Genomic DNA, 13,526 nt, shown 5'->3' with positions numbered 1-13,526 from the left:
CATTCAGCCTCGTTGCGCCACTTCGGGATTGGCGATCCTGATGGGCTCCCCGTCCAAGAAGGCCACCACCGATTCCACCGTGTCGGAGTAGAAGGCGCCCAGCATTTCGCGCGTGACGTATCCCAGGTGAGGAGTGAGGGTCACATTCGGAAGCAACCGCAGCCGATGGTCTTTCGGCAGCGGCTCGGTGTCATAGACGTCCAGCCCGGCCCCGGCGATACTCCGGCTTTCCAGCGCAGCCAGCAGAGACGGCTCGTCGACGATCGGGCCCCTGGAGGTGTTGATCAGGTAGGTGTGCGGCTTCATCAGTGCCAGTTCGGCCGCGCCGACCAGTCCCCGGGTGCGTTCCGAGAGCACCAGATGAATGGAGACCACGTCCGAGGATTCGAAGAGCGTCGCTTTCTCGACACGGCGGGCGCCCACGCTCGCGGCGGCCTCCCCGGTGAGATTCTGGCTCCACGCAATGACTTCCATCCCGAACGCCGTGGCGTATTCGGCCATGCGCCGGCCGACTCTGCCCAGGCCGAGCAGCCCGAGGGTCTTGCCGGACAGGGTCATACCCGCGCTGCTCTGCCACCCGCCGTCCCGCATGTTGCGATGCTCGTCGGCGAGATTGCGCACCGTCGCGATCATCAGCCCCCAGGCGAGTTCGGGCGTGGCGTCGCGCATGGACCTGAATCGGGGGTGGGCGAAATCCGAATGCGCCACCAAAATCCCGTGTTCGGTGGCTGCGGTCATGTCAAGGTTCGGCAGGCTCCTGCCGACGATCGTGATCAACTTCAGGTCCGGCAGCCGGTCGATCAGGGTGCGCGGAAAGCCCATCCGCTCTCGCAGGGTGCACACCACATCAAACGTCCGCAGTGCATCGACCGCCTCGTCCTCGGCAAGGTGGCGGTCGAAAACGGTTACCTCAGCCCGCTTTTGCACGGGCGACCAGTCGGCAACCTGTAAGGCCACGCCCGCGTAGTCATCGAGAATCGCTACCTTGGGCATGCTGTTTCCCCGATCCGGTGAAGGGTTCACTGCAACATTACGTCGCCCCGCCGTAAAGACTGCATACTCATCTGGTGGGGAGGCGGCTCGCTTTGCTTTTGTTCGGGGCGATATGGATGCTCAGCGGCGCTCTGATGGCCTTCAATCCGCCGCCGCACGATTTCCGTCGAGCAGCCGCGCTCCCATTCGTCGGCTGGGTCACGATGGCGTTCGGGGCCTACATCGCCATCAAGATGCTGGGCGGCCAGGACACCACGGACCGCGGCAAGCCCCCACGACATGCCAGCGGCGACGAGACCAGCGTGCGCGACTCGGTCAAGTTCGTCCTCGGCATGGTGTTCCTTCCCGCGTGTGGCGGCCTCGCCATCTGGGACGGCATCCATCGGGGGATGCTGTCGCTAATCGGCATGGGAATCGCGACGACCGCCACGGGGTTGCTCGCGATACCGCTCACGATCGGGATCGTGAGATGGCTGCTGCGTCGGGTCCGCCGCTGACCTCGGTCGGCGACCCGACCTGACCGCGCTCAGGTGGTAATCGCTGGTGGATAGGGCAGATCCGTGCTGCTGTGCGGGTCTACGTACACCTGGCGACCGAGATACGGGAAGGCGCGTTGCGGGCAGGCGGGCCGGTCGCAGATCTTGCAGCCGGCGCCGATCGGCACAATCGACTCGACGTTGGAAAGATCGATGCCCACGGAGTAGATCAGTTTCTCGGCATGGGCGATGTCGCATCCCAGCCCGATGGCGAAGCTCTTAGCCGGCCCAAGGTAGCGGCTCGGCTCCGTCGTGGTAGTTCTGGCCACCCAGAAGTAGGTGCGTTCGTCGGGCATCTGCGCGACCTGCGTCAAGAACTGGTCGGGCCGCGAAAATGCGTGGTGCGCCACCCACAAGGGGCAGTTTCCGCCGACACGGGAAAAGTGAAACGCCGTGGCGGACTGGCGTTTAGAGATGTTGCCCGCGCTGTCGGTGCGGACGAAGATGAACGGAACCCCACGAGCGTTCGGGCGTTGCAGGGTGGACAAGCGATGGCAAATGGTTTCGAACCCCACCTCGAATCGCCGTGCCAGGTAATCGATGTCGTAACGGAAGCTCTCAGCGGCTTCGAGGAATCTCAGGTAGGGCAACAGCAGGGCGCCGGCGAAATAGTTGGCCAGCCCGATGCGGGCCACGCCACGTGAATCGTCGCCGAGCTGGTCGTCGCCGGCGATGATGCCGCTGATCAGCCTGCCCTGGGTGAGCAAGGCGATCTGGGTGGCGAGCTGAAAGGCACGCTGACCGGGTTGAAGCCACCGGGCCAGATAGAGAACCTTCGATTCGGGCGCGAACATGCGTTTGGAATTGGGATCTAACACCTGGCCATCGTCGATCACGACCGTGACTCCGAGTTCGTCAGCGAGCAGCTCCGCCAGCTGGCCGTCGAGACCGCCGATGCGCAAGCGGTTCTTGTTGAACAACTCTTCGGCCGCGATGTCGAGTTCGCCGATGTAGTTCTTTCGATCGTAGAAGAAGTCCCGCACCTCTTCGAAAGGCATCGACTGCTGTGGCATTGCCGCGGTTTCGACGTTGGCGCGACTGTGCAGCGCTTCGAGATCGGCGGTGGTGTCGTGCAGCCGGCGGTGCAGATTGACCAGTGTCTGCCCGATCGCCGGCATCCGGGCGACGAGCTCCTCGACTTGCGCGGCCGTGGCAGCCGTGTCGGCCAGGACTTCGCGCAGGTCCGACACCAAGCGGGCGTCGGATTCCGGTGCGAAGTAGTGGGTCGGCAGGTCGAACCGCTCGGTGAGAGTGAGCAGCACCGGAACGGTGATCGGGCGCTGATCGTTTTCCAGCTGGTTGACGTAGCTGGTCGACAGTCCCAGGACGCGTGCCAGCGCCACCTGGGTCAGCCCCTGCTCCTCGCGTAATCGCCGTAGCCGCGCTCCGGCGAACGTCTTCGCCATTCATCACACGGTACGCCCGCCCTTTTCACAAAGTTCGCAAAATTCGACGGCTAAGGACGCACGATTACGCTTTTCCAGGGCATTTACCGCGTACGCGGCTTTGCGTACTGTGCGGCTTATGCGCCTTCATGATGTACGAACCCGACGCAGCGCCGACGACTTCCCACGCAATGAGCACCTGGCCTGGAAGATCGCCGAGGTCGCGGCCGACCCGGTCGCCGTGCCCGCCGACACCGAGGCGATGGTGATCAACCGGATCATCGACAACGCCGCGGTGTCGGCCGCCTCGGTGACGCGCCGCCCGGTCGCGGCCGCCCGGGCCCAGGCCCAGGCGCACCCGTTCAAGGGCGCCAAGGTCTTCGGCATCCAGGGCGACTACTCCCCGGAATGGGCGGCCTGGGCCAACGGCGTCGCGGTGCGCGAGCTCGACTTCCACGACACCTTCCTGGCTGCCGAGTACTCCCACCCGGGTGACAACATCCCACCGCTGGTGGCAGTCGCCCAGCACCTGGGGATCGGCGGAGCCGACCTGATCCGCGGCATCGCGACGGGTTACGAGATCCAGATCGACCTGGTCAAGGGAATCTGTTTGCACGAGCACAAGATTGACCATGTCGCTCACCTCGGTCCGTCGGTGGCGGCCGGACTGGGCACCATGCTGCGGCTGGACAAGGACACCATCTATCAGGCGATCGGGCAGGCGCTGCACCTGACCACGTCCACGCGGCAGTCGCGCAAGGGCCTGATCTCCAGCTGGAAGGCATACGCGCCCGCCTGGGCCGGCAAGGTCGCCATCGAGGCCGTCGACCGTGCCATGCGCGGCGAGGGCGCACCCGCCCCGATCTGGGAGGGCGAGGACGGGGTGATCGCCTGGCTGCTCTCGGGTCCGGAGCACACCTACCAGGTTCCGCTGCCCGAGCAGGGCGAACCCAAGCGCGCCATCCTGCAGAGTTACACCAAGGAGCACTCGGCCGAATACCAGAGCCAGGCGCTGATCGACCTGGCCCGCCGAATGCGCGGCAGCATCGGCGATTTGGGCCAGATCGCGACGATCGTGCTGCACACCAGCCACCACACCCACTACGTAATCGGCACCGGCGCGGGCGATCCGCAGAAATTCGACCCGGATGCCTCCCGCGAAACGCTCGACCACTCGGTGATGTACATCTTCGCCGTCGCCTTGCAGGATGGAACCTGGCATCACGAAAGGTCTTACGCGCCGGAGCGGGCACACCGGCCCGACACCATCGAGCTCTGGCGCAAGGTTTCGACGGTCGAAGATCCCGAATGGACCCGGCGCTATCACTCCTCGGATCCGGGCGAGAAGGCGTTCGGAGCCCGCGCCGAGGTCACCCTCAAAAACGGTGAGGTCATCGTCGACGAGATCGCCGTCGCCGACGCACACCCCCTGGGCGCCAGGCCGTTTGCGCGCGAGCAGTACATCGGAAAGTTTCACGAACTGGCCGAGGGCGTCGTCAGCGAAAGCGAGCAGCGGCGCTTCCTGTCCGCGGCTGAGGCTCTTTCGGACCTGCAACCTGGCGCGCTGGGCGCGTTGAACATCACGGTCGGTCCGCTGGTGCTCGACCGGGCACCCGTGATTCCGTCGGGGATCTTCTGATGGGCGGGCTGATCGGCGGCGCCGCACCGGCGTCGACCAAGCGGGCACGATTCCGTGCCACGCTGGAAGGCGGCCGGCTGCAACGGTTCCCGGGCGCCTTCTCGCCCCTGGTCGCCAAGTTGGTCGCCGAGCTCGGGTTCGACGGGGTGTACGTGTCCGGCGCGGTGCTTTCGGCCGACCTCGGCCTGCCCGACATCGGCCTGACCACGCTCACCGAAGTCGCCGCCCGCGGGGCGCAGATCGCGGCGGTCACCGACCTGCCCGCCCTGATCGACGCCGACACCGGCTTCGGCGAGCCGATGAGTGCAGCGCGCACCGTGACCGTGCTGGAAGACGCCGGGCTGGCCGGCTGCCATTTCGAAGACCAGGAAAACCCCAAGCGGTGCGGGCACCTCGACGGCAAGGCGGTGGTGCCGACCGCCGAGATGATCAAGCGACTGCGGGCCGCCGTGGCCGCCCGCCGGGATACGAATTTCATCATCTGCGCCCGGACTGACGCCGCCGGCATCGAGGGCGTGCCCGCGGCAATCGACCGCGCGAAGGCCTACGCCGACGCGGGCGCCGACCTGATCTTCACCGAAGCACTGCACACACCAGCCGAATTCGAGCGGTTCCGGGCCGCCGTGGACACGCCGTTGCTGGCCAACATGACCGAGTTCGGCAAGTCGGAGCTCCTGACCGCCCGGCAGCTCTCCGACATCGGCTACAACGTGGTGATCTACCCGGTGACCACATTGCGGTTGGCGATGCACGCCGTCGAGACCGGCCTTCGCGAAATCGCGGACCAGGGAACCCAATCCGGCCTATTGGGCCGTATGCAACACCGCAGCCGGCTCTATGAACTGCTGCGCTACGCCGATTACAACCAATTCGATTCCGACATTTACAACTTCACCCTCGGAGGAGACGCGCAATGAGCGCCATCGAAGACAACCAACCCCGCATCTACAAGGGGCTGGCCGGTGTCGTCGTGGACACCACCGCCATCTCCAAGGTCGTCCCGGAGACCAACTCCCTGACCTACCGCGGGTACGCGGTCCAGGACCTGGCGGCGCATTGCAGCTTCGAGCAGGTCGCCTACCTGCTCTGGCACGGTGAACTTCCCGACGAGCAACAGCTCGCGCTGTTCAGCCAGCAGGAGCGAGCGGCCCGCCGGCTGAACCGATCCCAGCTGTCGTTGTTGACCAAGCTGCCCGAGACCTGCCACCCGATGGACGTGGTGCGCACCTTCATCAGCTCGATGGGCGCCGAAGACCCCGAAGAGGACGACAGCAGCCCGGCGGCCAACTACGCCAAGGCGTTGCGGATGTTCGCGGTGCTGCCCACCATCGTCGCCGCCGACATGCGCCGCCGTCGTGGCCTGGACCCGATCGCCCCGCACAGCCACATGAACTACGCGCAGAATTTTCTGCACATGTGCTTCGGTGACGTGCCCGAGCAGGTGGTGGTGGACGCCTTCGAGCAGTCGATGGTCCTCTACGCCGAGCACAGCTTCAACGCCTCGACCTTCGCCGCGCGCGTGGTCACCTCCACCCAGTCCGACATCTACAGCGCGGTCACGGCCGCCATCGGCGCACTCAAAGGCCCGCTGCACGGCGGCGCCAACGAGGCCGTCATGCACGACATGCTCGACATCGGCACCGCCGGCAGGGCCGCGGAATGGCTGCGGGGCAAGCTGGATCGCAAGGACAAGATCATGGGGTTCGGCCACCGGGTCTACAAGAACGGTGACTCGCGGGTGCCGACCATGAAGGAGGCCCTCAGGCGCGTCGCCACGGCGCGTGACGGCCAAAAGTGGCTCGACATCTACGAAGTCCTGGAGAAGGGCATGGCCGAGGCCAACGGCATCAAACCCAACCTGGACTTCCCGACCGGACCGGCCTATCACCTGATGGGCTTCGACATCGGCACCTTCACGCCGATCTTCGTGATGAGCCGCATAACCGGGTGGACCGCACACATCATCGAGCAGACCGCGTCCAACGCGTTGATCCGTCCGCTGAGCGAGTATGTCGGACCTCCGCAGCGCGCTCTATCGTAAATATCGTGTTTGCGAAGGTACTGGTCGCCAATCGCGGGGAGATAGCGATCCGCGCGTTCCGCGCGGCCTATGAGCTGGAAATCGGCACGGTCGCGATCTATCCCTACGAGGACCGCAATTCCGTGCATCGGCTGAAGGCCGACGAGTCCTACCAGATCGGCGAGGAGGGCCACCCGGTCCGCGCGTACCTGTCGGTCGACGACATCGTCGCGACGGCCCAGGCTTGCGGGGCGGATGCGATTTACCCCGGCTATGGCTTCCTGTCGGAGAATCCTGACCTGGCGGCGGCGTGCGCCGCGGCGGGCATCACCTTCGTCGGCCCCAGCGCGGAGGTGCTCGAGCTCACGGGCAACAAGTCGCGGGCCATCTCGGCGGCGCGGGAAGCCGGTCTTCCGGTGCTGGCCTCCTCGGCACCCTCGACGTCGGTGGACGAACTGCTGGCGGCCGCCGAGTCGATGGAGTTCCCGCTGTTCGTCAAGGCGGTCGCCGGTGGCGGCGGTCGCGGGATGCGCAGGGTGGCCGACGCCGCGTCGCTGCCCGAGGCGATCGAGGCCGCCAGCCGTGAGGCCGAGTCCGCGTTCGGGGACGCCTCGGTGTTTCTCGAGCAGGCGGTGACCAATCCGAGGCACATCGAGGTGCAGATCCTGGCCGACACTCAGGGCAACGTCATGCACCTCTACGAGCGCGACTGCAGCGTGCAGCGCCGCCACCAGAAAGTCGTCGAGATCGCGCCGGCACCCAACCTGGACCCTCAACTACGCCAACAGATCTGCGCGGACGCGGTGGCGTTCGCGCGCAGCATCGGCTATACGTGCGCCGGCACGGTGGAATTCCTGCTCGACGAACGCGGCAATCACGTGTTCATCGAGATGAACCCGCGCATCCAGGTGGAGCACACGGTCACCGAGGAGATCACCGATGTCGACCTGGTGTCGGCGCAGCTGCGGATCGCGGGCGGCCAGAGCCTGGAAGACATTGGCTTGAACCAGGATTCGGTCGTTCCGCACGGCGCGGCACTGCAGTGCCGGATCACCACCGAGGATCCGGCGAACGGCTTCCGCCCGGACACCGGCCGGATCACCGCCTACCGCACCCCGGGCGGCGCGGGCATCCGCTTGGACGGCGGCACCACGCTGGGCGCCGACATCAGCGCGCACTTCGACTCGATGCTGATCAAATTGACCTGCCGGGGCCGAGACTTCGCCACGGCGGTGCGCCGGGCGCGGCGGGCGGTCGCCGAGTTCCGGATCCGCGGCGTCTCGACGAATATCCCGTTCCTGCAAGCCGTTCTGGATGACCCGGACTTTCAGGCCGGCCGCATCACGACGTCGTTCATCGAGGAGCGGCCGCAGCTGCTCACCGCCCGCAGCTCCGCCGACCGCGGCACCAAGATTCTCAACTACCTGGCCGACGTCACCGTCAACAAGCCACACGGTGAGCGTCCGTCGGCGGTATACCCGCATGACAAGCTGCCCGACATCGACCTGTCGGCTGACCCGCCCGCGGGATCCAAGCAGCGGTTGACCGAACTCGGGCCGGAGCGATTCGCGACCTGGCTGCGCGAGTCGCCCGGCGTCGGCGTCACCGACACCACGTTCCGCGACGCGCACCAGTCCCTGCTGGCCACGCGGGTCCGCACCAGCGGCCTGATCAAGGTGGCGCCCTACATCGCCCGGACCACGCCGCAGCTGCTGTCCATCGAATGCTGGGGCGGGGCGACTTACGATGTGGCGCTGCGCTTTTTGAAGGAGGACCCGTGGGAGCGGCTGGCCACGCTGCGCGAGGCGCTGCCCAACATCTGCCTGCAGATGTTGCTGCGCGGGCGCAACACCGTCGGCTACACGCCCTATCCGGAGACGGTCACCACGGCGTTCGTCGAGGAGGCGACGGCGACCGGCATCGACATCTTCCGGATCTTCGATGCGCTGAACAACGTCGACTCGATGCGACCGGCCATCGACGCCGTGCGGGAGACCGGGGCGGCGATCGCCGAGGTGGCGATGTCCTACACCGGTGATCTCAGCGACCCGGCCGAAAAGCTGTACACGCTAGACTATTACCTGAAGCTGGCCGAACAGATCGTCGACGCGGGCGCACACGTGCTGGCGATCAAGGACATGGCCGGCCTGCTGCGCGCACCCGCGGCCGCGACGCTCGTGTCGGCGCTCAAGTCCCGCTTCGATTTACCGGTGCACGTGCACACCCACGACACCCCGGGTGGGCAACTGGCGACCTATGTGGCGGCCTGGCACGCCGGGGCCGACGCCGTGGACGGTGCCGCCGCCCCGGTCGCGGGAACCACCAGCCAGCCCGCGTTGTCGTCGATCGTGGCAGCCGCGGCCAACACGGCGTATGACACCGGGTTGTCTCTGCCGGCGGTCTGCGACCTGGAACCGTACTGGGAAGCGCTGCGAAAGGTGTACGCGCCGTTCGAATCCGGGCTACCGGCGCCGACGGGACGCGTCTACCACCACGAGATCCCCGGCGGCCAATTGTCGAACCTGCGTCAGCAGGCCATCGCGCTGGGACTGGGTGACCGGTTCGAGGACATCGAAAACGCTTACGCCGGAGCCGATGCCATCCTGGGGCACCTCGTCAAGGTCACGCCGTCCAGCAAGGTGGTCGGCGACCTCGCACTGGCGCTGGTGGGCGCGGGCGTCAGCGCGCAGGAATTCGCCGACGACCCCGGGCGCTACGACATTCCGGACTCGGTCATCGGCTTCCTGCGCGGCGAACTCGGCGACCCGCCGGGCGGCTGGCCTGAGCCGTTGCGCACCAAGGCGTTAGAAGGGCGCGGCCCGGCAAAGCCGGAGCAGGCGCTGTCCGCCGACGACGAAAAGACGCTGGGCATACCGGGCGCCGACCGGCAGGCGGCGCTGAATCGGCTGCTGTTCCCCGGGCCGACCAAAGAACTTGACGAACACCGTGAGACGTACGGCGATACGTCTGGGCTGAGCGCCAATCAGTTCTTCTACGGGTTGCGTCAAGGGGACGAACACCGCGTCGAGCTGGAGCGTGGTGTGGAGCTGCTGATCGGACTGGAGGCCATCTCCGATGCCGACGAGCGCGGCATGCGCACGGTGATGTGCATCCTGAACGGACAGTTGCGGCCCGTCGTGGTGCGAGACCGCAGCATCGCCTCGGATGTGCCCGCCGCTGAGAAAGCCGATCGCGCCAACCCGGATCACGTCGCCGCTCCCTTTGCCGGCGTCGTGACGGTGACCACCGAGGTCGGCGACGAAGTAGAGGCCGGCCAGACCATCGCGACCATCGAAGCGATGAAGATGGAGGCCGCCGTCACCACCCCGAAGGCCGGCAAGGTCGCGCGGATCGCGGTCTCACAGACCGCGCAGGTGGAGGGCGGCGACCTCCTGGTGGTGATCGACTAGCGGCAATCGCAAGCGCGGCCGCTGCGATCGCAAGCGCGGCGCAGCCGGGCGAAGCGGGTCGCCGCCATCAGCCGAGGCTGCTCTTGATGAGGGCGGCGCGCGCCAGCGTCTGCTCGGCCTGCTTCACGTGCGCAGCGTCCACCAGGACACCGTTCACGCCGACGGCACCGCGGCCCTTGGCCTCGGCTTCGCGGTACGCGGCGACATTGGCTTCGGCCCGCGCGATTTCGTCGGCGGTCGGCGCGTAGACCTCGTTGGCCACGGGCACCTGGTCGGGATGGATGGCCCACTTTCCGGTGTAGCCGAGCAGCGACGCGCGCCTGGCGTCACGCTCGTAGCCCGACAGGTCCCGGTAGTCGGGATATGGCGCGTCGATCGCGTCGATGCCGGCGATGCGCGCGGCCACGATCACCTTGTTGCGCGCGTAAGCCCAGAATTCGCCCGGGTATTCGCCGAGCGGCACGAAGTTGGTGTCCACTCGCGCGCCCTGCGACAGCGAGAAATCGCCGACGCCGAAGATCAGGGCATCCAGGCGAGTGCTGGCCGCCGCGATCTCTTCGGCGTTGGCCAGGCCTTCCACCTCTTCGATGAGCACCTCGAGCCGAATGGCTTTGTCCAGACCAAGTTTCGTCTCGAGCTGGGTGAGCAGCACGTCCACCCACCAGACGTCGCGGGCGCGGCGGGCCTTCGGGATGATGATCGTGTCCAGGTTTTCGCCGGCCTTGGTGACGACATCGACGACATCGTCGTGGCACCACTGGGTGTCCAGACCGTTGATCCGGATCGCGCGTGCGGTGCGTCCCCAGTCGATGTCGTTGAGCGCGGCGATGACTTTGGCGCGCGATTCCACTTTGACGCCGGCGGGGGTCGCGTCCTCGAGGTCGAGGAACACCAGATCGGCGCCGCAGTTGGCGCCCTTCTCGAACATGTTGTCGTTGCACGCGGGCACCGCGAGTTCGGAACGACGGAGCAGATCGGTCACGAGTGAATTCCTTCTGTCACAACACGCCGCGGGCGCGCAGGTCATCAATGTCGTTGGCAGTCAAGCCGAGTAGTTCGCCGTAGACCTCGGCGTTGTGTTCGCCGAGGCGCGGTCCGAGGTGGCCGACCGTGCCGGACGCCGATGAGAAACGCGGCACGGGAGCCTGCACAGTCATCGCCCCGAGCTGTGCATCGTCGATCGAGATGAACACCTCACGATGCGCCAGCTGCTCGTCGGCGACCAGATCGCCGATGTCGTAGACCGGGGCCGCGGCCACCTCGTGGGCGTCAAAGACCTCCATTGCTTCCGAAAGCGTCTTTGTGGCAACCCAATCCGCCACCACGGCATCGACCTCACGCGCCCTGGCAAGCCGGCGTTGAGGATCGGAGAAGTCGGGGTCTACCACCAAGTCGTCGCGCCCGATTGCCCGGAACACCCGCAGCGCCAGCGCCGGTGAGCTCCCGGACATGGCCAGCCACCGCCCGTCGGCCGTCTCGTAGGTGTTGCGGGGCGCCGAAATGTCCCACCGATTGCCGGACCGCTCGGGCACCAGGCCCAACTGGTCGTAACCCAACAACGTCTGTTCGAGCAGGCGGGCCAGCGGGTCGATCAGGTTCACGTCGATCAGCTGACCCGGCCCGCCGTGCACGTCGCGGTGATACAGCGCCATCATCACCGCGTAGGCGGCGTTCAGCGAAGCCACACCGTCGGCCAGCATGAACGGCGGCAGCGTGGGCGGACCGTCGGCCTGGCCGGTGATGTGCGCGAATCCGCTCATCGCCTCCCCCAGTGTGCCGAATCCCGGGCGCTCACTCTTGGGGCCGGTCAACCCGTAACCGGTGATGTGCAGCATCACGATCCGGTCGTTGACCGCGCGCAGGCTCTCGTAGTCCAGGCCCCACTTGCGCAAGGTCTGCGGACGGGTGTTGACGATGACGACATCGGCATGCTCCACCAGTCGGCGTACCAGCGCTTGGCCCTCGGCGCAGCGCAGGTCCAGGGTGATCGATCGCTTGTTGCGCGACAAAGACTTCCACATCAGTCCCACGCCGTCGCGCTGGTTACCCCAGCCACGGATCGGGTCGCCATTGCGGGGATCCTCGACCTTGATCACGTCGGCGCCGAACTCGCCCAGGTAGGTCGCCACCAGCGGGGCGGCGGCCAGAGTGGCGAGGTCGAGTACCCGCAGTCCGTCAAGCATCGGCGCCGGCAGCCACTCGTGCGTTCGAAGGTCGCTGCAGCCCAAGGTGTCCGCGCAGCGTCGACGACTCGTACTCGGTCCGGAACAGCCCCCGGCGTTGCAGCTCCGGAACCACCATGCGCACGACGTCTTCGAACGCTCCGGGCAGATGCGTTGCGGCCAGCACGAATCCGTCGCAGGCGCCGGTTCCGAACCAATCCGCCATCTGGTCGGCGACCTGCCGGCCGGTGCCGACGAAACGCGGCCCCTGTAGCAGGGTGGCGCGATGGTTGGCAAGGTCGCGCAACGTGACGGTGTCGCCGCCGATATGAGCACGCAGGTTCTGCACCAGCCCCCGGATGCCGGAGACCGAGGCGAGCAGTTCGTCGGTCACCGGGTCGTCGAGATCATGTTGCGCGAAGTCGTAATTCATCAACTCCGACAAGAGCGTCAGGGATGCCATGGGATGAACCAGATCATCGAGGAACATGGCTTCGCGCTCCTTGGCGTGGGCTTCCGACTCGCCGACGACAGCGTATGCCATCGGGCAGATGCGGACCGCGGCGGGATCGCGGCCGGCGTCGGCGATCCGGTCCTTCTGATCCGCGTAATGGCTGCGCGCGACGTCGATGCCCGGGTCGCCGGTGAAGATCAATTCGGCCCACCGCGAAGCGAATTCGCGGCCGCGGCCCGACGAGCCGGCCTGGATGATGACCGGGCGGCCCTGCGGGGTGCGCGGCACCGTCAGCGGGCCGCGCGCGGAGAAGAACTGTCCGACGTGCCCCAACTCGTGCACTTTGGTGGGGTCCGCGTACTGCCCCGACAGCCGGTCGTGCAGGACGGCGTCGTCCTCCCAGGTGTCCCACAAGCCCGTCACCACATCCATGAATTCGTCGGCGCGGTCGTACCGTTCGTCGTGGCCGAGGTGGGCGTCGACGCCGAAGTTCTGCGCTTCGCTGTCATTGACCGACGTGACCACGTTCCACGCGGCGCGGCCGCCCGAAAGGTGATCCAGCGAGGCGAAGGTCCGCGCGACGTGGAACGGCTGGTAGTAGGTCGTCGAGTAGGTGGCGCCCAGCCCGATCTTCGACGTGGCCTGCGCGAGCACGCCGAGGATCACGCTGAGGTCCAGCTTGACCGGCCGTGCGCCGTACTGCACCGCTTCGTCCACCGAGCCGCCGTAGACCCCGGGCATCGCCAGGCGATCGTCGAAGAACATCAGGTCGAAGCAGCCCTCCTCGAGCTGACGGCCGATCTTGGCGTAGTAGGACGCATCGAGGTATCGGTGCTCGGTTGCGGGGTGCCGCCACGAGCCCGCGTAGACGGAAGTGCTGCCGGCCTGCATGAAGGCGACGAGCGCCATTTTGTCGGTACGCATGGT

Annotated in this window: 10 protein-coding genes; 5 read left to right on the top strand and 5 right to left on the bottom strand. The window is 66.6% G+C overall.

What is annotated here, in order from left to right; genetic code table 11:
- Positions 1–3: 3 nt before the first annotated feature.
- Entirely contained in the window at positions 4–993 is a 990-nt protein-coding gene (locus A5708_RS04835) for a D-2-hydroxyacid dehydrogenase family protein (RefSeq protein ID WP_065027530.1), read from the bottom strand.
- A 116-nt stretch (positions 994–1,109) separates the two neighbouring features.
- Here A5708_RS04835 and A5708_RS04830 point away from each other — a divergent pair, with 116 nt between their 5' ends.
- Positions 1,110–1,490 carry a hypothetical protein gene (locus A5708_RS04830; protein WP_065027529.1) on the top strand — a complete coding sequence of 127 codons (381 nt, stop codon included), beginning with the start codon at positions 1,110–1,112 and terminating at the stop codon, positions 1,488–1,490.
- A gap of 29 nt (positions 1,491–1,519) precedes the next feature.
- On the opposite strand, the gene A5708_RS04825 is transcribed toward A5708_RS04830, so the two are convergent.
- The gene (locus A5708_RS04825) at positions 1,520–2,935 is read right to left on the bottom strand and encodes a short-chain fatty acyl-CoA regulator family protein (protein WP_065027528.1); all 1,416 of its coding nucleotides are present in this window, start codon (positions 2,933–2,935) and stop codon (positions 1,520–1,522) included.
- 118 nt (positions 2,936–3,053) lie between these two features.
- Here A5708_RS04825 and prpD point away from each other — a divergent pair, with 118 nt between their 5' ends.
- The 4 genes from prpD to A5708_RS04805 are packed head-to-tail and all read left to right on the top strand — an operon-like array spanning position 3,054 to position 9,983.
- The gene (gene prpD, locus A5708_RS04820) at positions 3,054–4,553 is read left to right on the top strand and encodes a 2-methylcitrate dehydratase PrpD (RefSeq protein ID WP_065027527.1); all 1,500 of its coding nucleotides are present in this window, start codon (positions 3,054–3,056) and stop codon (positions 4,551–4,553) included.
- Positions 4,553–5,470 (top strand): methylisocitrate lyase, encoded by a 918-nt coding sequence (gene prpB, locus A5708_RS04815; RefSeq protein WP_065027526.1) that lies wholly within the window; start codon positions 4,553–4,555, stop codon positions 5,468–5,470. The genes prpD and prpB overlap by 1 nt, the downstream gene beginning before the upstream one ends.
- Positions 5,467–6,594, top strand: coding sequence for a bifunctional 2-methylcitrate synthase/citrate synthase (locus A5708_RS04810; protein ID WP_065027525.1), 1,128 nt, complete (start codon positions 5,467–5,469; stop codon positions 6,592–6,594). Before prpB ends, A5708_RS04810 begins: the two co-directional genes overlap by 4 nt.
- Before the next feature lie 5 nt (positions 6,595–6,599).
- The gene (locus tag A5708_RS04805; protein WP_065027524.1) at positions 6,600–9,983 is read left to right on the top strand and encodes a pyruvate carboxylase; all 3,384 of its coding nucleotides are present in this window, start codon (positions 6,600–6,602) and stop codon (positions 9,981–9,983) included.
- A gap of 67 nt (positions 9,984–10,050) precedes the next feature.
- On the opposite strand, the gene A5708_RS04800 is transcribed toward A5708_RS04805, so the two are convergent.
- From A5708_RS04800 to A5708_RS04790, 3 genes are read right to left on the bottom strand one after another with little or no spacing between them, the layout of a single operon-like run.
- Positions 10,051–10,965 (bottom strand): HpcH/HpaI aldolase/citrate lyase family protein, encoded by a 915-nt coding sequence (locus A5708_RS04800; protein WP_065027523.1) that lies wholly within the window; start codon positions 10,963–10,965, stop codon positions 10,051–10,053.
- A 16-nt stretch (positions 10,966–10,981) separates the two neighbouring features.
- Positions 10,982–12,166 (bottom strand): CaiB/BaiF CoA transferase family protein, encoded by a 1,185-nt coding sequence (locus A5708_RS04795; RefSeq protein WP_065027522.1) that lies wholly within the window; start codon positions 12,164–12,166, stop codon positions 10,982–10,984.
- Positions 12,159–13,523: an LLM class flavin-dependent oxidoreductase gene (locus A5708_RS04790; protein ID WP_065027521.1), complete on the bottom strand. Its 1,365-nt coding sequence runs from the start codon at positions 13,521–13,523 to the stop codon at positions 12,159–12,161. Before A5708_RS04790 ends, A5708_RS04795 begins: the two co-directional genes overlap by 8 nt.
- Positions 13,524–13,526 lie beyond the last annotated feature (3 nt).

It is taken from the genome of Mycobacterium colombiense (assembly GCF_001672755.1).
In the GTDB taxonomy this organism is placed as follows: Bacteria; Actinomycetota; Actinomycetes; order Mycobacteriales; family Mycobacteriaceae; genus Mycobacterium; species Mycobacterium colombiense_C.
The sequence above is the reverse complement of the archived record's forward strand: the minus strand, read 5'-3'. Positions and strand labels throughout refer to the sequence as shown.

Bases quoted from the DNA above. Each gene is read 5' to 3' on its own strand.
- A5708_RS04835 (WP_065027530.1), bottom strand. From the start codon at position 993: ATGCCCAAGGTAGCGATTCTCGATGACTACGCGGGCGTGGCCTTACAG.
- A5708_RS04830 (WP_065027529.1), top strand. From the start codon at position 1,110: ATGCTCAGCGGCGCTCTGATGGCCTTCAATCCGCCGCCGCACGATTTC.
- A5708_RS04825 (WP_065027528.1), bottom strand. From the start codon at position 2,935: ATGGCGAAGACGTTCGCCGGAGCGCGGCTACGGCGATTACGCGAGGAG.
- prpD (WP_065027527.1), top strand. From the start codon at position 3,054: ATGCGCCTTCATGATGTACGAACCCGACGCAGCGCCGACGACTTCCCA.
- prpB (WP_065027526.1), top strand. From the start codon at position 4,553: ATGGGCGGGCTGATCGGCGGCGCCGCACCGGCGTCGACCAAGCGGGCA.
- A5708_RS04810 (WP_065027525.1), top strand. From the start codon at position 5,467: ATGAGCGCCATCGAAGACAACCAACCCCGCATCTACAAGGGGCTGGCC.
- A5708_RS04795 (WP_065027522.1), bottom strand. From the start codon at position 12,166: ATGCTTGACGGACTGCGGGTACTCGACCTCGCCACTCTGGCCGCCGCC.
- A5708_RS04790 (WP_065027521.1), bottom strand. From the start codon at position 13,523: ATGCGTACCGACAAAATGGCGCTCGTCGCCTTCATGCAGGCCGGCAGC.